This is a genomic window from Acinetobacter sp. Root1280, assembly GCF_001425285.1.
GTDB lineage: Bacteria > Pseudomonadota > Gammaproteobacteria > Pseudomonadales > Moraxellaceae > Acinetobacter > Acinetobacter guillouiae.
In genome coordinates, this window is the sequence record NZ_LMED01000028.1 from 79,714 (window position 1) to 100,499 (window position 20,786).

Consider the following 20,786-nt stretch of genomic DNA (forward strand, 5'->3'; position numbering starts at 1 on the left):
GCGCTTCCTGCTAATGCTCAAACTTCAGCATTAGTTTTAGATCCAGCTGCAATGCAAAACATGGTCGCTTTCGCTGACTTTATGTGCAAAGCCGTTATTACGGTACCAAAGCACTTGCAAGGTAATTCGGGAGACTGTCTGGCTATCACAATGCAGGCAATGCAATGGGGAATGAATCCCTTTGCCGTGGCTCAAAAGACCCACTTAGTTAATGGTAACTTGGGTTATGAAGCACAACTTGTGAATGCGGTAATTATCAATCGTGCACCGATCATTGGTCGCCCTGATTATCAGTGGTTTGGCGACTGGTCAAAAGTAGATGGTAAGACGTGCAAAGACCCTAGCATTGGCGTAACCGTTACAGTTGTTTTGAAAGGTGAAAATCTACCACGTACGCTCGATGTTTCATTTGCTCAAGTCGGCACAACACGCAATTCACCAAACTGGGTAAATGATCCAAAACAGCAAATTGCATATTTAGCAATTAAAAAGCTATCTCGCTTGCATTTTCCCGATGTGATCTTGGGTGTTTATACAGAGGATGAATTACAAGACAACACACCTACTTTAAATGTGACGCCTGATGATGGGTTTTCTCAAGAGTATGCATTATTCGAAGAAGCACATTTAAATAATATGCGTGAATTGGCATTTGAGGGAATGGAGGCTCTTGAGACTGGCTATGCGGAATTACCAAAAGGTAAATGTCGCTCGCACTTCTGGACTATGCATAAAGAATCATTAAAGGCTGCTGCACAAAAAGCCGATCAGCCACAAGGGGAAGTTTATGAACACTCTGCAGCGGAATGATGATTGGCATGCTCAACGATGCGGAAAAATTACCGCATCACGCATCAAAGATATGGGCGCAAAACCATCCAAAGGCAAGTGCTACAACGCTTTGGCGTTAACTATTCTTTCTGAGCGCCTTACTGGTGTTCAGGAAGAAACTAAAACCACTGGCCCTATGCAATGGGGGATTGATCAAGAGCCATTTGCAGTAATTGCTTATGAAAATGACACAGGATCATTTGTCACAGATGTTGGTTTAATCGATCACCCTGCTATCAAAATGAGTGGCGCCAGTCCTGATGGATTGGTTGGGAAAAATGGGCAACTTGAGATTAAGTGCCCTTCTACCACAACGCATTTAAATACGATTTTGATGCAAGAAGTTCCAGATGAACACATCCCACAAATCACTTGGCAATTGGCCTGCACTCGTCGTGAGTGGTGTGATTTTGTGAGTTACGATCCGCGGCTTCCTGAGCATTTACAGCTTTTCATTAAGCGTATTTATGCGAAAGATTTGGACATTCAAGGTGTTGAGAATTCAGTTATTGCTTTTAACCGGGTAATTGATAGCGCCTTTATTCAGCTTAATCAAAAGGAGCTCGCAGCATGACCCTCCTAAAACTTTACTTTCAACTTTGGCAAATGGCGTGGTGGTTGTGATGGAAATTAATAAAGAACGAAAATTATTTCAGGATTTTTTAATAGAAAATTTTGATTTTGAACATCATGAACAAACTTATTTTGATGAGAAAACCCAGTGTTATGAGAATGATCATGGTGAAGATACCGAGGTCGTAAATGTAGCATGGGAAGTATGGAAGGCAGCCAAATCCCAAGCCACCCCTGAAGGGTTTGTTTTGGTGCCGAAAGATCAAATCACATGCTTCTGGCAAGATAATAATGAACCTGAAAATTTCTGTAACTCGCCTTCAGATTTTGACAGTCTTGGTGATTGCATTGACTTAGGTGACATTATGCAAATCAATAAGCACACACAAGCGAATATAGGTACAGAAAAGCTATATGGTACTTGGGTTGCAGATGCTGGAAATCCGTTAGAACGATCAAGATCTAAGTTTTTTGTTGGCACTGAGAGTGAGTGTAAAGAGATAGTTTTGGAAAATGAACGAGTCTTTGAAGAAGCACAGGAGCAAAGGCATGATTGAAGAAACATTTAATCAAACTGGTGACTTTGCAGCTCTACATGCAGCAAGAACATGGGTTGAGGATCAAGGTTATAGCGTTGGTTCACTGTGTAGAGATATGCCCATTGGTTTACTTAAGGGAGAATGGACTATAGCAAAATGGAGAAACCTAACCTCTAAAGAGCGTAATCAATTAGATGGCCAAATGACCTCAATTGATTTCAGAAATGGTCCAGTTACTGTGTTTCTTAAAGAAATGCCAACAGATGAGGAAATTAAATCGGGTGAACGGATTAAGCAAGAAGAAAAGGAGGAAGGTTGATGACTAAAACTTACGAAATCCGAACCCTATCTGATTTCTTCAAAATCCCAAATGATCGAATTGAAGATTGTTTAAAAGAGTTTGCTGTTGGTTTGGAATTCTTAAAAGCAAATCATGAGTTAATGGGGCTGGAAAATGGGCAGATGGAATTTTTTAACTGGACTGATGATGGCAAGAAAAACATAACTGCCGATTTTAAGTTTGGCAAAGATGTGATTCGTTCTGAAGTGAAGGAGGAAGGTTGATGGAAATTGATCGTCGTGTCCGAGCAAAGGTTTTTATGGATTACTTAGGATATGGTCGTAAAAAGTTTTACTCTGAAATCAAGAAAGGAAATATCAAACAACCTAATCGAATTTCAGAAAAAGATGTGTTCTGGTATGAGTCCTATGTAAAGCAAAAAGTGGAAGAATTTAAACAAGAATCTGATATCATAGCCTGCACCTAGCAGGCTTTTTATATTTTGTGCTGTAACTAGGTACTTTTTTCAAAACGGGTAACCTAACGGGTATCCAAATCCATCAAACAAAATAAATTGATAAATTTCTATAGGTTAGTATCAATATGCTTCTAATGATCGATAATTACGATAGCTTTACGTATAACATTGTCCAATATTTTGGCGAGTTAAACCAAGACGTTAAAGTTGTTCGCAATGATGCCGTGACCTTAGAGGATATCGAACGATGGCAACCAAAGTACTTAGTGATTGGTCCTGGTCCTTGCTCACCCTCTGAAGCAGGAATCTCTATCCCTGCAATTCAGCATTTTGCAGGAAAAATTCCAACACTCGGTGTGTGCCTAGGTCACCAAGCAATTGGTCAGGCTTTTGGCGGCGAAATTGTGCGTGCCAAAACGGTGATGCATGGTCGTTTATCCGACATGTATCATAGTGACCAAGGGATCTTCAGCAACTTACCTTCTCCATTTTCAGCAACACGTTATCATTCACTCGTGATTGATCAAGCCAGTGTGCCTGAATGTCTGGAAGTCACTTGCTGGACCAATGAAGCAGATGGTTCTATCGAAGAAATCATGGGTGTCAAACATAAGACATTGCCAATTGAAGGCGTGCAGTTCCATCCAGAATCCATTCTGAGTCAACATGGTCATCAGATCTTTAAAAACTTTTTAGAAATTTATGCTTAATATACGTAGTACAAGATAATGAATATTCAACAAGCTTTAAATAACATCACTAAAAATATCGAACTCACTCAACCTCAAATGGAAGAAGTGATGCGTACTATCATGCGTGGTGAAGCCACAGATGCCCAAATTGGTGCATTTATGATGGGACTTCGTCTAAAAGGTGAAAGTATTGACGAAATCACCGCTGCCGCACGTGTAATGCGTGAGTTTGCAATTAAAATTGATGTGGGTGATATCCCGCATTTAATTGATATTGTTGGCACGGGTGGTGATGGACAAAACTTATTTAACGTCTCTACTGCCTCTTCATTTGTTATTGCAGCAGCAGGTGCAACTATTGCAAAACATGGAAATCGTGGTGTTTCTTCTAAATCAGGCTCGTCTGATCTTTTAGAACAGGCTGGGATTAACCTCGATTTAAATATGCACCAGACAGAACGATGCATCCGTGAAATGGGGGTTGGCTTCTTATTCGCCCCAAACCATCATAAAGCGATGAAATATGCGGCTGGCCCACGTAAAGAATTGGGCTTCCGTAGTATTTTTAATCTCCTTGGCCCGCTTACGAATCCGGCTGGGGTACGTCGCTATGTGATTGGTGTATTTTCTACAGAATTGTGTCGACCATTGGCCGAAGTTTTAAAACAACTGGGGGCTGAGCATGTCATGGTGGTTCATTCTAAAGATGGCTTAGATGAAATCAGTTTGGCTTCCTCAACTTATGTTGCTGAATTAAAAAATGGTGAAATCACGGAATGGATGATTCAACCAGAAGATGTAGATATTGAATCTCAAACCTTAACTGGTCTTTCTGTTGATAGTGCTGCTGAGAGCCTAGCATTAATCAAAGATGCACTCGGTAAGAAAAAATCAGCTAAAGGTGAAAAAGCAGCCAGTATGCTGGCATTAAATGCTGGTGCTGGCATCTATGTTTCAGGTTTGACCAAGAGTTATAAACAAGGTGTCGCTTTAGCACATGATATTATCTATGGTGGGCAAGCTTTAGAAAAAATGGGCATTTTGTCTGAATTTACCAAAACACTCAAAGAGTATGAAGCTTAAGGATTAGAGGACGTTATCATGGTGGATATTGCCAATACAATGTTGGGTAAAATTGTTGATCGTAAATACGAAGAATTTGCTCAACGTTTAAAACAACGTAGTTTAAACGATGTTGAAGCGCTTGCCCAAGCTGCAACGCCTGTGCGTGGTTTTGCAAAATCTTTATACAGCAAACGCCCAGGTGTAATTGCTGAAATTAAAAAAGCCTCGCCATCAAAAGGGGTGATTCGTGAAAACTTTAACCCTGCAGAAATTGCTCAACAATACCAGCAAGCCGGTGCAGCCTGCTTATCTGTTTTAACAGATTTAGATTTCTTTCAAGGTGCTGATGAAAATATTCAGATTGCACGTAGTCACTGTGAATTACCTGCGCTACGTAAAGATTTTTTGATTAATCCTTACGGCGTTATCGAAGCGCGTGCTTTACATGCCGACTGTATTTTATTGATTGTGGCTTGTTTGTCAGATCAACAACTTGAAGAAATGTCAAAGACCGCATTTGAGCAGAACCTTGATGTTTTGGTTGAAGTTCATGATGAAGCTGAACTGGAACGTGCATTGCAACTTTCAGAGCGTTGTTTACTGGGTGTGAATAACCGTAATTTAAAAACCTTTGATGTCGATTTAAATACCTCATTGCGTTTGAAGAAGTTACTTCCACCATCACGTTTACTGATCACTGAAAGTGGTATTTCAACACCAGATGATGTGCGCATGATGCAAGAACACGATATTCATTCATTCCTTGTGGGTGAAAGCTTTATGAAGCAACCACGCCCTGATCATGCATTTAATGCGTTGTTTGGTCTGCCTGAAACAGTGTAATTAAAAGTCAAAGGGTGAGTTCGCTCACCCTGTTTTCATATTTCTCCCACTCATCCTATAAATTTTTAAATTCCCAACATTCAAGTCACGATCAACGCAGATATAACGGTGTGAATTCAATTCAGTTCAAATTTGACAAGATTCAGACTATACTGAGCGCCTAATACCGTCCATTTACTGTTTTTTGCAATTATGAGTAAATCTGATTCCACATTCTCTAAATCACAGCTTGATTTATTAAAACAATTCAAAAAACAAATCACTCCTCCGCATTCTTCAAAAGTTGCAGTGCAACCTGAAAGTAAGAATGCACAAGTAACAGCACCTGAAGAGTTAGATGATGCTGATTTGTTTAAAACCGCACTCGGCGGTGTAACCAAACTCGATAACGGCAATATTGCCAAAATCGAGCGTAGTGATTTGCGCAAAAAACCAGATGCAAAAACCCTTGCCAAACGCGCGGCGGCTGAAGGTGCATTTGAAATTAATGATGCAGAATTGTCAGATACTCAAGCAATTTTAAATCCTGTTGCAAGTCAGGCGGCTTTAAGCTATCGCATCGCAACACTACAACATAAAGTTTTTGAAGACTTAAAAGCTGGTAATCTACGCTGGTTTGAAGCTGTTGATTTACATGGTTGTACTGTTGAAGAAGCACGCTCTGCTGTATTGCAAATCATTCAAATGGCAAAAGATGAAAACCAAAATGTCATTAAAATTGTCCATGGCAAAGGTCCAGAAGCCATACTCAAAACTTATGTGAATGGCTGGCTTCGTCAACATCGTGATGTTTTAGCTTTTGTCAGTGCTCCTGAAAAACAAGGTGGCACAGGCGCAGTTTTGGTTTTACTGAAACGTGCTGAAAGAAATCCAAAATCAAATGGAAATCCATGATCGTTTGTTTTAAATGATCAAAACTCTCTTAAGTGTCGGTTTATCTTGTAATTAGAAAATATTATTCATTTTTCTGATACAATGCCGTCCTTGTTCAAACCGTATAAGTGAACACGTTTTATGTCTATGCAGCAATCCTACGCGAATATTTTAACTGCCGTTGGCGAGGACTTAGACCGTCCTGGTCTGAAAGATACGCCTATGCGTGCGGCTAAAGCTTTTTCGTACTTGACGTCTGGCTATAGCAAAACGCTGGAAGAAGTGACCAATAATGCGGTCTTCCCTTCTGATAATGATGAAATGGTCTTGGTAAAGAATATCGAATTTTATTCGTTATGTGAGCATCATTTATTGCCTTTTCATGGTCGTGTACATATTGCCTATCTCCCTTCTGGCAATGTTTTAGGACTGTCTAAATTTGCCCGTATCACAGAAATGTTTGCTCGCCGTTTACAGATTCAAGAACAATTGACCAAACAAATCGCAGATGCCGTGGCTGAAGTTACCCAAGCACGTGGTGTTGCGGTGGTCATTGATTCAGCGCACATGTGTATGATGATGCGTGGTGTCAGCAAACAAGAATCGACCACACGTACCGTGTCATTTGTCGGTGATTTTAAAACAGATAAAGAAGCACGTCGTGAGTTTTTATCTGCCGTGCCTGAAGCACATTAAGACTAATCATTTAGCAAGCAATATAAATATCAAAGCCTCATTTTATTGAGGCTTTATTTTACGATAGGGTTTTACAATGTCTTTAATTTGGTTGGCAGGTCATGGTTTAACGCACAGTGAAACCACTATCGATTATCCTCGTGCAGAGCGATTAGTTAAAGGAAATCCAAAACGACTCACGCAAAGTTTGTATGAACATCCCAATATGAATTGTGGTATTTGGCAATGCGAGGTCGGTGCATGGGATATTCAATTTGCAGACAATAAACAGGAATTTTTTCAGCTAATTGAAGGTATTGTTCGATTGCATGATAAAAACACCTCATCATTTGTAGAAATTAAAGCTGGTGAAGCAGGAATTATCCCACCTTCATTTATCGGTACATTTGAAGTGCTTGAAGCAGTTAAAAAATATTTTGTTGTGGTTGAAGTTTGAGTCAGTAAAACTTGTGATTTTTTTGATGATCAGCGCGTTCAAATATAAGCTTTTTTATATTTTTTGCTTTCCTATAGCTTATATTTGTAAAACATTCGCTTATAGTCCACTTAAAACTATATGATTTAAATTATCTCAGCCTTATGCCATATTTTAAATGAAAAATTTACTGATCTTTATTTCAGCATTAACTGCCACTAGCGCCTTTGCCGACAATCTAAATGCCAACGAATTAAAAGATGTGCAAAGTGTCATTAAATTATTTAAAAATAAAAATATCACCGCGATTTCAAACAATATTACCTATCCCTTACATCGTGAAGAACCCATCCCAAGTATTGCCAATGCACCCCAGATGAAACAACGCTTTAACCAAGTGTTTGATACTCAACTTATTCAAGAGATCGCCAACTCAAAACCATCACAATGGGAAAGTATGGGTTGGCGTGGTGTGATGCTCAATGGTGGCACAATATGGTTAGATGGTCATAAAATTAAAGCCATCAACTACAGTAGTGATGCTGAACAAAAATATAAAGCACAACTGATTTCACAACAGAAAAATCAATTACATTCATCACTTAAAAATTTTAAAACACCTGAATTGCAGTTTAAAACCGCCAAATTTCAAGTGCGTATAGATGCCATGCCCAATGGTAAATACCGTTATGCATCTTGGGGAACAAAACAGTCCCAAGCGACAAAACCTGATCTGATTTTAAATCAAGGTCGTGTTGAAATGGATGGTTCAGGCGGCGATCACCACTACATTTTTGACAGTGGTACATATCAATATGTGGTTTATCGTAATATTTTAGGTTCAAATGAAACAGCAGATGTCACATTAGAAGTCACTCAAAAAGGCAAAAAGATCCTTTCTCAAGCAGGCACATTATTTAAATAGTTTGTATCAATGATTGAGTTGAATCATTTTTCTCAAGTTTTTCTAATTCATACAGATTTAAAGCTAGTCGAGTAAATCACCATGATGATCTACTCGATAAGCTGTTCAAAATCATGTGCTGTGCGATATATCACAAACACACAGACAATCCTTTAAATATGATATTTGATTATTTTTTTTCAGCCAATTGATAAATCAATTGTTCCATTTGTTGCATGTATTGACGATTCTCATGGTCCCACGGATGGAAGTTTGGACGGAAATAATCGATATAATTTCCCAATTGCTTTCTCAATACGCCTATACCACCAAAGGTATAATGATAGGTCTTTTTCCAGCTGGATAAATCGCTTAACTTCCCTTCTCCTTTAACAATGGTCAAGAATACAGGGATCACTAAGCTCCAGAACACAATCGTTGCGACCACCAATCCAAAACTACGAACAGCATAGGCATAAGGACCATGTCCCATTACGGTATTCCATACATCAAAAGCCACAGCTTTATGTTCTGTTTCTTCAAAAGCATGCCAACGCCAGATATTGGCATAATGTTCTTCAGCACCTTCAAATAACTCAGGTGTCCGTAATACAGAATCTGCCAATAAAGCGGTAAAATGTTCTAATGCAATTGTTCCACTGAGCCAAAAATATGCAGGTAAATGCTGTTTAAGCAGACCAAAAATCTCTAAAACCAATGCTTCAAATTTTGGTGCAATCGGTGAGCGTGCAAATAAGGCTTGGTTGTATTCTTCATGCTCACGTCCATGCATGGCTTCTTGACCAATAAAAGCCGTCACCGCTTTTTGTAATTCTGGGTCTTGGACTAAATCACGATGTGCCCTTACCGCATCAATAAAGAAGCGTTCGCCAATAGGCAAGACAATAGAAAACGTATTTAGCAATGCGGTAAAAATTGGACCTGCGGCGGTATGCCAATCTGCGATTCGCTCTGCGGGTAAATTAAATCTGACATCACGGCGAATAGGTAATGGCTCATGATACACACTCGATTTAATAAATTTTTTTAAAATGCCCATGGTTGATCCTGCCTCTGGCTGATTATCATTTTTTTAATTTAGCTGGTGCGCTTATTAGAATTTTACTTAACTGGGTTTAATTCCATAGGTCATTTCGACTCATTTACATGTCATTGCATCCCTTTTTCTGATAGTTCGATCGAATAAGTTTCTCGAAGCATGTCGATATATGCTTGCGATACCATCAACAGCATGATCTAAATTGTGCAAAAAGTGGATCGTCTAAATGTCTTTTTCAGTTCAAAAATAGGCTTTGCTGAAATGCCACATCAAGCATATTCAATAAAAACGCTGAGTTATGACTGGAATTAAATGTAGGATATTTAAGAGAAATACACTTAGTTTTTTGATTTATTTTCTAAATTTAAAAGTTTGTACAACACTTAAGCTTTAACAAATACTCATGTATTCAAAAAGCAATGCCTTAAACATCAAGGCACTGCTCTCTTCAAGATATAAAAATTTAGCCATTAGAATAATAATTTTTTGCGATGCTCATCGCTTTGTAATGGAACAACGTGGTCATCTTTTAAATCGACCCCTGAAAGTTGTAATTTAAATGAATTACGCATCAACGCCATTAAACGCTGTGTGGCAATTTGAATACTTAGCCCTGCAGGTCGTACATTGGAAATACAGTTTCGGCTTGAATCCATACTGCCTTTTCGCGCTTTCCATGTGTAATAAACCCCCATACTGTCAGGTGAGCTTAGACCAGGCCGTTCGCCTATCAACATAATCAATAAGGGTGCATTAAAACTTTGTGCAACTTCATCGCCTAATGCCACACGACTCCCAGTTGCAAGCACAATCGGCGCCAGTTTCCAGCCTTCAGCATCAATATGTTCACGTAAGGAATTGATATAGGCAATGGCATTCTCTTCTATTGCTCGTGCTGATAAGCCATCACCAACCACGATACATACATCATATTGCTGTGGGTGCTGTTGCACATAAGTCGTGAGCTGAGTTTGAGCCTGTTCCGATAACTCACGGCCCAAATCGGGACGTTTTAAATATACTTCTTTGTCGGTTGCTTTACTTTCCACAATGAGACTTTCAAATTTTAAATCTCTAAGCCGAGCTTGCATATTTTCAGTATCTAATTGGTGAAAAACAGCATCTTTGGCCTGTGCATGAGAGAGTTGAAACTTAAGCAGTTCTTGAGTTGGAATGCTACATCCTACTCTTCCCATCGCAATACGAGCATCAGTATATTGTTTTAACTTATGCCAAGGATCTTCATGAAAGCCATTTGGAAAAGTTTCAAGTTTTGAGAGTTTCATGGTTTACTCTCCTTTTTATGATAATAATTTAGCAAAGTTTTTTGGCATACTGTTTGGCCAATGAATTTGCCGTTGTTCTTGGTGCAAAATTCCTTGCTGATCTAACCAAGCCGAGAACTCAGGGGCAGGTTTTAATCCCATTAACTGACGTAAATATAAAGCATCATGGAATGATGTGGTTTGATAATTCAACATCACATCATCCGAACCTGGAATTCCCATGATAAAGTTAATTCCCGCAGCACCAAATAGCGTGAGTAACACATCCATATCATTTTGATCTGCATCCGCATGGTTGGTATAACAAATATCACAACCCATTGGTACACCGAGTAATTTGCCACAGAAGTGATCTTCTAACCCTGCACGAATAATCTGTTTCCCATCATACAAATACTCTGGACCGATAAACCCAACCACAGTATTGACCAATAATGGATTGTATTTACGTGCCACGGCATAAGCTCGTGCTTCAATGGTTTGCTGATCCACACCATGATGCGCATTACTGGATAAGGCACTGCCCTGTCCAGTTTCAAAATACATGACATTTTGACCGATTGTTCCTCGGTTGAGTGCTAAAGTCGCCTCATAACCTTCCTGAAGTAAATCCAAGGTAACACCAAAGCCTTCATTGGCCAATTGCGTACCCGCAATGGATTGGAACATTAAATCAATTGGAATATTACGTTCTGCAAGTTGAATCCCAGAACTGATATGGGTTAACACACAAGATTGCGTGGGAATTTCATATTCTTGAATAATATGGTCCAGTAACTTTAACAACTCTGACAAATTATGTAAGTTGTCTGTGGCAGGATTAATCCCAATCACAGCATCACCATTACCATACATCAAGCCATCCAATAGGCTGGCGGAAATCCCCAATACATCATCGGTTGGATGATTTGGTTGTAAGCGGGTTGATAAATGACCTTTTAAACCAATCGTATTGCGAAATTGCGTCACCACTTCACATTTACTTGCAACCAGAATTAAATCCTGATTACGCATAATTTTACTCACAGCAGCAACCATCTCTGGCGTTAAACCCATGGCTAAATTGGTCAATTTTTCAGAAGTTGCATCTTCACTCAACAACCAATTGCGAAAATCACCTACAGTAAAGTGCGCAATTGGCGCAAATAAATCAGCACGATGCTCATCAATAATTAAACGCGTAATATCGTCTTTGTCATAGTCGATGACCGTCTCATTTAAAAAAGTTTTTAACGGGACTTCTGCCAAGGCCATCTGTGCTGCCACACGTTCCGTTGCATTACTGGCTGCAACACCAGCCAACTCATCACCAGAACGTAATGGAGTAGCCTTAGCCATTAAGGTTTTTAAATCTTGGAAAATATATTGTTGCTGAGCAACGCTATAACGATAACTCATAATTATAATTCCTGTTCTGCTGCCTTAATGCTGGCAAATTCTTCTTCTGGTGTGCCTGAAATCAGATGATGACGACTATAAACAAGAAAATAGACAATGAAGACCACATAGATACCCAAAGCGATAAACCAGACTTTAGGATCAACAAGGAAACCCGCAACCACGGCGACAATTGATAAGATCAATGCAATACTGGAGGTAAAAATACCACCAGGTGTTCGATATGGACGATACACATTAGGTTGTGAAATACGTAATTTGATATGCGCCATCATCATTAAAACATAGGAAATCGTCGCACCAAATACCGCAATCAAAATCAGTAAATCACCCTGTTTGGTCAATGACAATAAGAAGCCAATAATCCCCGGAATAATCACGGCTAAATATGGCGATTTATTTTTGTTGGTCAATGATAAAGACGTAGGTAAATAACCCGCACGAGAAAGTGCAAAAATTTGCCGCGAATAGGCATAGATAATCGAGAAGAAACTCGCGATTAAACCTGCTAAGCCAACAAAGTTTACAAAGTTCGCCAACATGCCGTGCCCATATACTTTAACCAGCGCATCGACCAAAGGTGCACCTGAATCTTTAAGAACACTTGCACCTGCTGCACCCGCACTCAATATTAAAATCAAGATAGCAAAAGCAGCCAAGATCAGCATTGCACCAATCAAACCGCGTGGTAATGATTGAGCCGGATCCTTAGCCTCTTCAGCAGCTAAAGGAACACCTTCTACAGCAAGGAAAAACCAGATTGCATACGGTACTGCTGCCCAGATTCCTATATAACCTTGGGGTAAAAAGCTACTCGCACCGGCTTTAGATGAGTCAACTGCAATATCGAATAGATTGGCACTGTTAAAGTGAGGAATCATCGCGACAAGGAATACCACCACTGCAACCACTGCGATTGCAGTAATCACAAACATGATTTTAAGTGCTTCACCTGCGCCTTTTAAATGAATCCCCATAAAAACCAAATAACAGATTAAATAAATTAACCATCCACCCACTCCAAACAAGGATTCACAATATGCACCAATAAAGGTCGCGATTGCTGCTGGAGCGATGGCGTATTCGATCAGAATCGCTGTTCCTGTTAAGTAACCGCCAAATGGTCCAAAGGCCATACGAGCAAAACTGTATCCACCACCTGCTGTAGGAAGCATGGTCGACATTTCTGACATCGAAAGGCATATACATAAATACATAATCGCAGCAAAAATCACTGCGACAAACATACCGCCCCAACCACCTTGTGCGATACCAAAGTTCCATCCAGCAAAGTCACCTGAAATCACATAGGCAATCCCTAAACCGACCAAGAGTAACCAGCCAACAGCACCTTTTTTTAATTCTCGTTGAGCAAAATATTCTTTGGAATCTTCTGTTTTTACGATAGTTGATTGTTCATTTCGAGCGTCCATCATCGTTCCTTTTTAATTTGCCTTCTTTTGTATAAGCAAAAAAAGTGCCTTTCCTTGGATGACGTCAATGTTTTTTGTTCAATCCCATGAACATCACGTCTTGTCAGTTGTTAAAAACTGCTTTTAAATGAATCTATCAAACAAAGGTAGGAGAAAAGTTGAATAGCCCACATCATAGAGAATCGGAAAAAGTTATTGAAAATTGAATAATTAAAAGAAAAATAATGAAATTTATATATTTTATTTACTTTGTTATTTGTTTATTTAATTTAAGATATTATTTAGTATATATGCATAAATGGATTATGCGATGGACTCAAAACCACCTGCTAAAAAACCAACAAGCAGAAATGAAAATTTAACCCCTACCCAAGCAAACTCACGTTCCCAGCAAGCATTACAATCCGCAATGATTCAATGTCAGCAGGATTTACTCAACACGGCGCTGCTCGCTGCTGTTGTTATACAAATTAGAGATCTGCAACAAAATCTACTGTGGTGTTCAGTGAATACAGATCAATTCGCAGGATTCCAACAAGATCAGGATTTAGAAACAAAGCCAGAACACTATATTTATAGTGCGCCTATTCTTGATTTAACATCAGGGGAAGCCTGTGGTGAAGTGGTTTTATTTCACAGCTTAAATCAAGCAAATATTTTTGGACAATTGGCCGTTACACAATGCGCCGAGATCATTGCACAAAAATTATATACACAGCCCTTTAATCGTTTAACCATTCATGCGTTTTCAGTACCACAGAAAATAATGATCAATAATCAGTCGATCCTTTTAACGCCACGGCAGTTTGAAATCATCTGTATTTTGATTCTAAATCCTTTGGGCTTAACCCTAGAACAGCTACATATTTATCTCTATGGCGATGAACAGATCAGTTTAAATACGCTTAAATCTGAGATTTCTTATTTAAAAAATAAGGTTGGCGAATTAATCTGTGCAAGAACCTATCAAATACAGGCAGAAATTCATGCGGATTTTAAAGAGTTGGAAGATGCTGTCGATGCCGGTTATCTTGATACAGTCAAGCAACTGTACCAAGGTGATTTCTTTATAAAAACCAAAAGCCCTTTTCTAAACAATTGGCAGCAGATTCTAAGTATGAGGATCAATAATCTACTTGTATAAACATCCTTGGCTTGCGATCGATTAATACCTATCTCAACATGTCATTCTCAAAGCTCTACTCTCGAAATAACATTCTAAAATCCGATTTGCCAGATCTATCTTTAAAAATAATGTACAAAGCCTAAACCTATTTTCTGCCAATCGAGTTGGTTTTGTTGTTGGTATTCCCAATTGACGTTTAATGAATTTTGACGATTGAGTGAATATTGCAGTGTGCTCTGGATACGTAAATTCCACTCACTTGAATCTTGCCAATAAGGTAATTCAACTTGAACAATACTGTTTAAACGATCTGACCATATATTTTGACAGCCCAATGTTGGTCCTAGTCCAACACGCCAGCCTTTATCCAATGATGTACCTGCTTGAAGCTGTGTTTGCAATTCCGCATAACAGAGATGCTTACGATCATCATCTGCAAGGGTATAACCAGATTGGGCTTTTGCACTGACTACGCCATGTTGTTGCTGATCACTAAATTGTCCATTTTGAATGGCTTCTTGCTGCCAGCCCAAAGTAAAACCCCATGTTATTGGCATTTTAAACGGGGTAATGGGGTTATAAGAGTTTACTGTTAATAAGTCGAGATGTTCCAGTTTAAGTCGATCATCTCGCCATTGTGCTGCACCATCTAGAAACAACAATTGTGTGCCTGTACGGAAACCGCCCTGTGGATCTTTTAATTCGTGATAGGCCTGACGATGACCAATTTGTACAAATTTTTCACCCTGAACCTCACCCGCTTCTACGGACCACTTACGTGAATCATGCCCATTGACTGGATCAACTTTGGGACGCACAGGTGCTAAACGTTGTTTCTCTATAGGGATTTGACTACGTAAGCCTAGCAGTTGTCTAAAACGCGGTTGAGTAAAGCTTGCATCGACCTGACGAGCAACGAATTGTAAATATAAATCGTCATAGGCCATTTCTAATATTTTTGCACGATCTTGATCATCATAATCAGCGATAGCTGCTTGCATCTGTTGTGGTTCTAATACTGCAATTGCATGGGCTTTTTTTGCCAAAACATGACCATGTTGTTTGGCCTGCGAATTTAATTGTGTTTCTAACGCTGGACGATATACCGCTTCTCGTACTAATCCCTGTTGCTCTACGGCTTTAATGGTTTCAATCGGGATCGCTGCATATGTAAATTGCTTGCGTAAATTCGAGCTTGCACGGACTAAATCAATCAAACCCAATAAACGATATGCACAATTATCGTTGACAAAATAATAAGGAAAACTGACTTTTTGCATTTCCCAAATATGTTTTACCAAAAAAGCGGTCTCTTCAGGATTTAAATTCAGTTCATATTCCCAAAGATCACGGCTTTCAAAATCACCATATTCTTTCACTTTGCGATAATAAGGCATTAAAGAATATTCACCAGGATATTTCCCAACTAACCCTTTCCATGCATAAGACCAATTATCATCGCTGTTTACTGTGGCTGCATAATTCACAGCATAAGAGACTAAATTGAGCTGCTTTTGATCTTTAGGATCGAGACGAAGTAAGGTATGTCCAAACATTGAGCTTGGATTGCCCATAAAATCAGTCGCATAAATTAATGTCACTTGGTAGGGTTTGATTTGTGCATACCATTGATCAAACTCTGGACAGGACACGTCAGGTAATTGTTGTTGTGAAATATTCAGTTGTTGCATCAGCCATTGGCTACGTGCAGGAAATTTACAACGAATGGATTGATTGTCATCGGCGACTTGAAACAGCGCAGTGATATCTGCATTCATTTCATTTTGGATGTTCTGGCGACCATCTTGAGCAAAGAAATAACCTGAATAACTGACTTCGCTTTGATTTGTGTTTTTGTGACCTGCATTATTGTGATTTAAGTCTTTAGCAGAGGCATCCTCTGCATAAAGTAAACGTTTCCATGTAATATGACTGGCCAATTGTTTTTGTTGTGCTAGTTTTAATGCGTTTTCTAATGCCTGCTGATTCTCTAAAAGTGATTCCGCATGCAAATGAACGGTAAACAATGAACTGAGTAAGCTTAAACTAAGTGCTAAATATTTCATTCAATCATCAATTTATATAGATATATTATAAAACTGCGCAATTAAAAAATGTCGGCTCAATACAAAAGTTCGCCCAATGTTCACTCATGCTTGATTCATTTTTCAATAATATGTGTTTGATAAAATTTAAATAAAAAAACCCTGCAACAAGGCAGGGTTTTTGACGCAATTAAACGTAAGCTTTTAATACTTCGTCTTTTGCCATCACTTGTTGAAGTGAAGCTAATACTTGTAGAGAATTTTGATTTTCTGCTGAATAAATACTTGCAAAGTTTGACTTCGCTACAGCATTAAAACGTGCTTTATCTGCATCTTTAACGTTTAATAATGAAGCAAGTACGTTTAGGCTTTCACCTTGTCCTACAGCCATATCACGTGCAAGTGATTCTGAGTTTTCATTGGTAAAGGTCACAACTTGAGCAGTCACTTTACCATTGCCATTACAACCTAAAGTACCAAACGTAATACCTAATAATTGGTTAGTTAAAAGACCATTGGTGGTTGCCGCTAAAATCTTAGGTATTTTTCCAGATTGACCAGCCCAAACTTGCGATCCTAAACCACAACCCACATCTGGATCAGCCATAGCAACACTTGAACCCGCAGCCAATACAGCAGCCAAAGCGATTTTTTTTAACATATAATTCTCCAGAATTTTCATATGCATTGTTTTAATTCAACATATGTAAATTGTTATTTTCCATTATGTGTAAGTTTGATTACACCTATTTAGATTTATCACATAAATTTAGATATGCAAATCTAAATGTGACAATTACGAAATTATTTATTGTACTTTTTTAGTGACCAATCACCATTTTTATTACGATCTCCAAGAATTTTAAGTACTAAAACCAGACTTAAAAGTAACAGCAAATACCACGAGCCAAGCTTACCCCACCCCACCATATGCCATGCATCCACCTGACTCGGGTACAACCAAATTTTATTAAAAGTACTAATATTTTCAGCAACCCAAATTATAAATGCTAAAACAACCAATACCGGTAAAATCGGAAGCTGAAACTCATGCTGTTGTAATCTAAAGCGAATTTTTGTTTTCCAAAAAATTACCACACTCCAAATGAACAATACATTACGAAAATCTGGAATAAAGAATTTGCTCATAAAATTGATATATGACAATACTGCCAGACTCAACATATTGGCAAAACTAGGCAAATTTAAAAAAGAAACCTGATACAAACGCAGTGAGCGTGCAAAAAAACTACCGACTGCCGAATACATAAATCCTGCAAATAAAGGCACGGTCAAAAGTTTAAAAACGGCAGGTTGCGGATATTGCCAAGAGGCAATTTGTGGGTGTGTTAAAAATATTTCCATAGCCATGGCCATGATATGAAATAAAGCAATAACTTTCGCTTCTGCCCAGGATTCTAGTTTTAAATACAATAAGCAGGCTTGAATGATCAACGCATAAAACAATAAACAGTCATAACGAAACAAACCATAAAATTCATGACTGCCCATACTTGCCGTAATGACAAATGCAATCAACAATAAAATACCAAATAAGGCAGCCGACGCTGCCTTAAATAGAAATTCATATAATGCTTTAAAATAGATCATAAATGCATTTACAACAATAAGTTAACCTAAAAATTTGGCACTGTATTGGTGTACAGTGTCAATAAATGCTTTTGGTTTTTCAGGGTCAACCCATTGTGTAATACCATGACCTAAGTTAGCGATATAACCTGTTTTCTCACCATTGGCATATGCATCATCCAACATGGCTTTGGTTGCTTTCTCAATAGAATCAGCTGAACCATACAATGTTGCAGGATCTAGATTTCCTTGTAGCGCTGCTCGTCCATTGACTGTTTGGCGAGCCACGTTTAATGAGGTTGTCCAATCTAAACCAAATGCATCTGCACCTGTAGCAATCATTGGCTCTAACCATTGACCACCGCCTTTGGTAAATAAGATCACAGGTACTTTACGCCCTTCATGCTCTCGTTTTAGTCCTGCAACAATTTTCTGCATATATTTGAGTGAAAATTCTAGATATTCACGATGCGCTAATGCGCCACCCCAGCTATCAAAAATTTGTACAGCTTGAGCACCAGCCTCAATTTGAGCATTTAAATAGTCAATTACAGCATCGGCTAAACGATCTAATAAAGCATGTAAAACTTCAGGTTGTGCATACATCATCTGTTTGGTAAAACGGAAGTCTTTGCTTGAACCACCTTCCACCATGTAGGTTGCCAAGGTCCACGGACTTCCCGAAAAACCAATTAAAGGCACTTGACCACCCAAAGCTGAACGAATGGTTGAAACCGCATTCATCACATAAGCCAGATCAGATTTGGCATCGAATTTGGGTAAATTTGCCACATCCTGTTCAGTACGAACTGTTTTATGGAATTTAGGACCTTCACCTGTTTCAAAATAAAGCCCTAAACCTAAAGCATCGGGAACAGTCAAAATGTCTGAAAATAGAATTGCGGCATCAAGCTCATAACGGCGCAAAGGCTGTAAAGTCACTTCACAAGCAAATTCTGTATTTTTACAAAGAGAAAGAAAATCACCTGCTTTCGCACGTGTTTCACGATATTCTGGTAAATAACGTCCAGCCTGACGCATCATCCAAACCGGAGTCGTATCTACAGGCTCACGCAATAAGGCACGTAGAAAACGATCATTTTTTAAGGTCGTCATTTACTTTCCCAATCAAAAATTAAATTCGCCCCATCATAGCAAAAAGGCCTGCTACATAACCATTTATAGAAAATTTTTCTCAATAAAGTTTTATTTGCTTGCTTTAATTTAAATTCTCATTGGTATACGAAAATAAAACAAAACCAGCTGACAGGGAAAATGTCTATAGAAAAAAATGATTAACACAAAACAAATACTGCAACACCTTATAATTTCTGCAATACTTACCCAGATTTTTAGTCATAAATTATGAATAATTCTTAAGGTTGATCTACATGTTCGTTCGCTCAATTCTTGCTTTGAGTTTAAGCTGTTTATTAACAGGTACAGCTTTTGCTGCATCTACAGCTGAGCAACCTCTAACGCCTAAAAAAGTTGCTGCTCCCGTTGAAGATCCTATTGATCCACTTGCTATTGACAGTTCTGCTTCAAGTGTAGAAACACAGATAAGCCAGCAAGAGCAACAAGACTTAGACAAAGCTGCAAACACGCTACAAAATTTAGAAAAAACTGAGGATAAAAACTCAGGTACTGCTATTGCCCCATCGGCTCCACAGACCACGACTGCAAAAACGGCAAGCAATCCCAACGCGCCTAAAGCATCTTGGACTTTAGATGGAATCAACAATGCAGAATGGTACGAAAATATTGGCAAGGGTCAATTCCCTGTCTATGCTCGTGCCCATGTCATGTTAAATAATGCACATGCTTCACCTGGTGCAATTGATGGTTCAAGCGGTATGAATACGCTGAAAGCCATTGCTTCATTCCAACAAATGAATGGCATTAAACCAACGGGTGAGCTGACCAAAGAAACTTGGGATGCATTAATTTCTCAACAAGGCAATAAGCCTGCTTTTGTGGAATACACGATAACTGCTGAAGATCTAAAAGGTCCTTATGCAAAATCAATTCCACGTGATTATGCTTTACAAGCAAAAATGCCAGGTTTGTATTACACCCGTGTCACCGAAATGCTGGGTGAAAAATTCCATATGGATGAAGAGTTCTTAAAGAAACTTAATCCTAAAGCAACATTTAACAAAGTTGGTGAAAAGATCGTTGTCACCAATATCCGTAACGAATTGCCTGAAAATATCCATTTAATTGTGGCGCATAAAGGCGCGAAACAATTGTATTTATTTAATGCGCAAAACCAAATGGTCGGCTCATTCCCTGCCACGATTGGTAGTTCTGATACGCCATCGCCAACAGGAACGTATAAAGTTACCGGTGTTGCACGCAACCCTTGGTATAGTTACTCGCCAAGTAACTTTGTACAAGGCAAAAACTTAAAACCATTATCATTACCACCTGGTCCAAATGCCCCTGTAGGGAATATCTGGATTGGCTTGAGTAAGAAATCATTTGGTATTCATGGTACGCCAAACCCATCTGCAATTTCGAAAACAGCTTCACATGGTTGTATTCGTTTGACCAACTGGGATGCCAATGACTTAGGTAAAAAAGTTAAATCAGGTGTAACGGTTAAATTCCTAGAATAATCTTATACTTGATGAAATGAAAACCAGTGTGCATACAC

23 protein-coding genes are annotated in these 20,786 nt (G+C 38.8%); 15 read left to right on the forward strand and 8 right to left on the reverse strand.

Annotation, left to right across the window (positions count from 1 at the left end; translation table 11 throughout):
• Nucleotides 1–51 precede the first annotated feature (51 nt).
• From ASC84_RS19730 to ASC84_RS19790, 13 genes are all read left to right on the forward strand, one after another.
• Complete coding sequence (locus ASC84_RS19730) at nucleotides 52–810, forward strand: RecT family recombinase (protein WP_081409413.1); 759 nt, start codon at nucleotides 52–54, stop codon at nucleotides 808–810.
• Nucleotides 788–1,405, forward strand: coding sequence for a lambda exonuclease family protein (locus ASC84_RS19735; RefSeq protein ID WP_056517842.1), 618 nt, complete (start codon nucleotides 788–790; stop codon nucleotides 1,403–1,405). Before ASC84_RS19730 ends, ASC84_RS19735 begins: the two co-directional genes overlap by 23 nt.
• Before the next feature lie 49 nt (nucleotides 1,406–1,454).
• On the forward strand, nucleotides 1,455–1,961 hold the full coding sequence (locus ASC84_RS19740) for a hypothetical protein (protein ID WP_162242542.1): 507 nt from the start codon (nucleotides 1,455–1,457) through the stop codon (nucleotides 1,959–1,961).
• Nucleotides 1,954–2,262 carry a hypothetical protein gene (locus ASC84_RS19745; RefSeq protein ID WP_081409406.1) on the forward strand — a complete coding sequence of 103 codons (309 nt, stop codon included), beginning with the start codon at nucleotides 1,954–1,956 and terminating at the stop codon, nucleotides 2,260–2,262. The genes ASC84_RS19740 and ASC84_RS19745 overlap by 8 nt, the downstream gene beginning before the upstream one ends.
• Nucleotides 2,262–2,507: a hypothetical protein gene (locus ASC84_RS19750; RefSeq protein WP_056517844.1), complete on the forward strand. Its 246-nt coding sequence runs from the start codon at nucleotides 2,262–2,264 to the stop codon at nucleotides 2,505–2,507. Before ASC84_RS19745 ends, ASC84_RS19750 begins: the two co-directional genes overlap by 1 nt.
• Nucleotides 2,507–2,710: an AlpA family transcriptional regulator gene (locus ASC84_RS19755; protein ID WP_056517845.1), complete on the forward strand. Its 204-nt coding sequence runs from the start codon at nucleotides 2,507–2,509 to the stop codon at nucleotides 2,708–2,710. Before ASC84_RS19750 ends, ASC84_RS19755 begins: the two co-directional genes overlap by 1 nt.
• Before the next feature lie 116 nt (nucleotides 2,711–2,826).
• Complete coding sequence (locus ASC84_RS19760) at nucleotides 2,827–3,411, forward strand: aminodeoxychorismate/anthranilate synthase component II (protein ID WP_004724599.1); 585 nt, start codon at nucleotides 2,827–2,829, stop codon at nucleotides 3,409–3,411.
• 18 nt (nucleotides 3,412–3,429) lie between these two features.
• The gene (trpD, locus tag ASC84_RS19765) at nucleotides 3,430–4,476 is read left to right on the forward strand and encodes an anthranilate phosphoribosyltransferase (protein ID WP_004724601.1); all 1,047 of its coding nucleotides are present in this window, start codon (nucleotides 3,430–3,432) and stop codon (nucleotides 4,474–4,476) included.
• Nucleotides 4,477–4,494: 18 nt separating this feature from the next.
• Nucleotides 4,495–5,301 carry an indole-3-glycerol phosphate synthase TrpC gene (trpC, locus tag ASC84_RS19770; RefSeq protein WP_056517846.1) on the forward strand — a complete coding sequence of 269 codons (807 nt, stop codon included), beginning with the start codon at nucleotides 4,495–4,497 and terminating at the stop codon, nucleotides 5,299–5,301.
• Between the two features lie 192 nt (nucleotides 5,302–5,493).
• On the forward strand, nucleotides 5,494–6,195 hold the full coding sequence (locus ASC84_RS19775; RefSeq protein WP_034611770.1) for a Smr/MutS family protein: 702 nt from the start codon (nucleotides 5,494–5,496) through the stop codon (nucleotides 6,193–6,195).
• A 126-nt stretch (nucleotides 6,196–6,321) separates the two neighbouring features.
• Nucleotides 6,322–6,870, forward strand: coding sequence for a GTP cyclohydrolase I FolE (folE, locus tag ASC84_RS19780; RefSeq protein ID WP_171064926.1), 549 nt, complete (start codon nucleotides 6,322–6,324; stop codon nucleotides 6,868–6,870).
• A 76-nt stretch (nucleotides 6,871–6,946) separates the two neighbouring features.
• Nucleotides 6,947–7,306, forward strand: a complete 360-nt coding sequence (locus ASC84_RS19785) for a cupin domain-containing protein (protein ID WP_056517847.1) — start codon at nucleotides 6,947–6,949, stop codon at nucleotides 7,304–7,306.
• A 157-nt stretch (nucleotides 7,307–7,463) separates the two neighbouring features.
• Nucleotides 7,464–8,210, forward strand: a complete 747-nt coding sequence (locus ASC84_RS19790) for a hypothetical protein (RefSeq protein ID WP_056517848.1) — start codon at nucleotides 7,464–7,466, stop codon at nucleotides 8,208–8,210.
• A 169-nt stretch (nucleotides 8,211–8,379) separates the two neighbouring features.
• Here ASC84_RS19790 and ASC84_RS19795 read toward each other — a convergent pair whose 3' ends face one another.
• The 4 genes from ASC84_RS19795 to eat all read right to left on the reverse strand — a co-directional run bounded on the left by ASC84_RS19795 (nucleotide 8,380) and on the right by eat (nucleotide 13,366).
• Entirely contained in the window at nucleotides 8,380–9,249 is an 870-nt protein-coding gene (locus ASC84_RS19795; RefSeq protein ID WP_056517849.1) for a metal-dependent hydrolase, read from the reverse strand.
• Nucleotides 9,250–9,719: 470 nt separating this feature from the next.
• Nucleotides 9,720–10,535 (reverse strand): ethanolamine ammonia-lyase subunit EutC, encoded by an 816-nt coding sequence (eutC, locus tag ASC84_RS19800; protein ID WP_004822715.1) that lies wholly within the window; start codon nucleotides 10,533–10,535, stop codon nucleotides 9,720–9,722.
• A 15-nt stretch (nucleotides 10,536–10,550) separates the two neighbouring features.
• Nucleotides 10,551–11,933, reverse strand: coding sequence for an ethanolamine ammonia-lyase subunit EutB (locus ASC84_RS19805; protein ID WP_056517850.1), 1,383 nt, complete (start codon nucleotides 11,931–11,933; stop codon nucleotides 10,551–10,553).
• A 2-nt stretch (nucleotides 11,934–11,935) separates the two neighbouring features.
• A complete protein-coding gene (gene eat, locus ASC84_RS19810; protein ID WP_004724619.1) occupies nucleotides 11,936–13,366 on the reverse strand; it encodes an ethanolamine permease in 1,431 nt (476 codons plus the stop codon).
• 310 nt (nucleotides 13,367–13,676) lie between these two features.
• Between eat and ASC84_RS19815 the strand changes: the two genes are divergently transcribed.
• Nucleotides 13,677–14,510 (forward strand): hypothetical protein, encoded by an 834-nt coding sequence (locus ASC84_RS19815; RefSeq protein WP_056517851.1) that lies wholly within the window; start codon nucleotides 13,677–13,679, stop codon nucleotides 14,508–14,510.
• Between the two features lie 101 nt (nucleotides 14,511–14,611).
• On the opposite strand, the gene ASC84_RS19820 is transcribed toward ASC84_RS19815, so the two are convergent.
• The 4 genes from ASC84_RS19820 to hemE all read right to left on the reverse strand — a co-directional run bounded on the left by ASC84_RS19820 (nucleotide 14,612) and on the right by hemE (nucleotide 19,243).
• On the reverse strand, nucleotides 14,612–16,558 hold the full coding sequence (locus tag ASC84_RS19820) for a DUF4105 domain-containing protein (protein WP_056517852.1): 1,947 nt from the start codon (nucleotides 16,556–16,558) through the stop codon (nucleotides 14,612–14,614).
• 169 nt (nucleotides 16,559–16,727) lie between these two features.
• The gene (locus ASC84_RS19825) at nucleotides 16,728–17,198 is read right to left on the reverse strand and encodes a DUF3015 family protein (RefSeq protein ID WP_056517853.1); all 471 of its coding nucleotides are present in this window, start codon (nucleotides 17,196–17,198) and stop codon (nucleotides 16,728–16,730) included.
• Between the two features lie 143 nt (nucleotides 17,199–17,341).
• Nucleotides 17,342–18,148, reverse strand: coding sequence for a DUF817 family protein (locus tag ASC84_RS19830; protein ID WP_056517854.1), 807 nt, complete (start codon nucleotides 18,146–18,148; stop codon nucleotides 17,342–17,344).
• Nucleotides 18,149–18,169: 21 nt separating this feature from the next.
• Nucleotides 18,170–19,243 carry a uroporphyrinogen decarboxylase gene (gene hemE / locus ASC84_RS19835; protein ID WP_056517855.1) on the reverse strand — a complete coding sequence of 358 codons (1,074 nt, stop codon included), beginning with the start codon at nucleotides 19,241–19,243 and terminating at the stop codon, nucleotides 18,170–18,172.
• A gap of 275 nt (nucleotides 19,244–19,518) precedes the next feature.
• Between hemE and ASC84_RS19840 the strand changes: the two genes are divergently transcribed.
• Nucleotides 19,519–20,748: a L,D-transpeptidase family protein gene (locus ASC84_RS19840; protein ID WP_004724632.1), complete on the forward strand. Its 1,230-nt coding sequence runs from the start codon at nucleotides 19,519–19,521 to the stop codon at nucleotides 20,746–20,748.
• Nucleotides 20,749–20,786: the final 38 nt, after the last annotated feature.

Excerpts from the sequence above, each read along its gene's own strand:
- ASC84_RS19775 (WP_034611770.1), top strand. The coding sequence starts at position 5,494 with ATGAGTAAATCTGATTCCACATTCTCTAAATCACAGCTTGATTTATTA.
- ASC84_RS19730 (WP_081409413.1), top strand. The coding sequence starts at position 52 with ATGCAAAACATGGTCGCTTTCGCTGACTTTATGTGCAAAGCCGTTATT.
- ASC84_RS19735 (WP_056517842.1), top strand. The coding sequence starts at position 788 with ATGAACACTCTGCAGCGGAATGATGATTGGCATGCTCAACGATGCGGA.
- ASC84_RS19830 (WP_056517854.1), bottom strand. The coding sequence starts at position 18,148 with ATGATCTATTTTAAAGCATTATATGAATTTCTATTTAAGGCAGCGTCG.
- hemE (WP_056517855.1), bottom strand. The coding sequence starts at position 19,243 with ATGACGACCTTAAAAAATGATCGTTTTCTACGTGCCTTATTGCGTGAG.
- ASC84_RS19760 (WP_004724599.1), top strand. The coding sequence starts at position 2,827 with ATGCTTCTAATGATCGATAATTACGATAGCTTTACGTATAACATTGTC.
- ASC84_RS19820 (WP_056517852.1), bottom strand. The coding sequence starts at position 16,558 with ATGAAATATTTAGCACTTAGTTTAAGCTTACTCAGTTCATTGTTTACC.
- trpD (WP_004724601.1), top strand. The coding sequence starts at position 3,430 with ATGAATATTCAACAAGCTTTAAATAACATCACTAAAAATATCGAACTC.
- ASC84_RS19805 (WP_056517850.1), bottom strand. The coding sequence starts at position 11,933 with ATGAGTTATCGTTATAGCGTTGCTCAGCAACAATATATTTTCCAAGAT.
- ASC84_RS19840 (WP_004724632.1), top strand. The coding sequence starts at position 19,519 with ATGTTCGTTCGCTCAATTCTTGCTTTGAGTTTAAGCTGTTTATTAACA.
- trpC (WP_056517846.1), top strand. The coding sequence starts at position 4,495 with ATGGTGGATATTGCCAATACAATGTTGGGTAAAATTGTTGATCGTAAA.
- eat (WP_004724619.1), bottom strand. The coding sequence starts at position 13,366 with ATGGACGCTCGAAATGAACAATCAACTATCGTAAAAACAGAAGATTCC.
- eutC (WP_004822715.1), bottom strand. The coding sequence starts at position 10,535 with ATGAAACTCTCAAAACTTGAAACTTTTCCAAATGGCTTTCATGAAGAT.
- folE (WP_171064926.1), top strand. The coding sequence starts at position 6,322 with ATGCAGCAATCCTACGCGAATATTTTAACTGCCGTTGGCGAGGACTTA.
- ASC84_RS19825 (WP_056517853.1), bottom strand. The coding sequence starts at position 17,198 with ATGTTAAAAAAAATCGCTTTGGCTGCTGTATTGGCTGCGGGTTCAAGT.
- ASC84_RS19815 (WP_056517851.1), top strand. The coding sequence starts at position 13,677 with ATGGACTCAAAACCACCTGCTAAAAAACCAACAAGCAGAAATGAAAAT.
- ASC84_RS19750 (WP_056517844.1), top strand. The coding sequence starts at position 2,262 with ATGACTAAAACTTACGAAATCCGAACCCTATCTGATTTCTTCAAAATC.
- ASC84_RS19740 (WP_162242542.1), top strand. The coding sequence starts at position 1,455 with ATGGAAATTAATAAAGAACGAAAATTATTTCAGGATTTTTTAATAGAA.
- ASC84_RS19795 (WP_056517849.1), bottom strand. The coding sequence starts at position 9,249 with ATGGGCATTTTAAAAAAATTTATTAAATCGAGTGTGTATCATGAGCCA.
- ASC84_RS19790 (WP_056517848.1), top strand. The coding sequence starts at position 7,464 with ATGAAAAATTTACTGATCTTTATTTCAGCATTAACTGCCACTAGCGCC.
- ASC84_RS19785 (WP_056517847.1), top strand. The coding sequence starts at position 6,947 with ATGTCTTTAATTTGGTTGGCAGGTCATGGTTTAACGCACAGTGAAACC.
- ASC84_RS19745 (WP_081409406.1), top strand. The coding sequence starts at position 1,954 with ATGATTGAAGAAACATTTAATCAAACTGGTGACTTTGCAGCTCTACAT.
- ASC84_RS19755 (WP_056517845.1), top strand. The coding sequence starts at position 2,507 with ATGGAAATTGATCGTCGTGTCCGAGCAAAGGTTTTTATGGATTACTTA.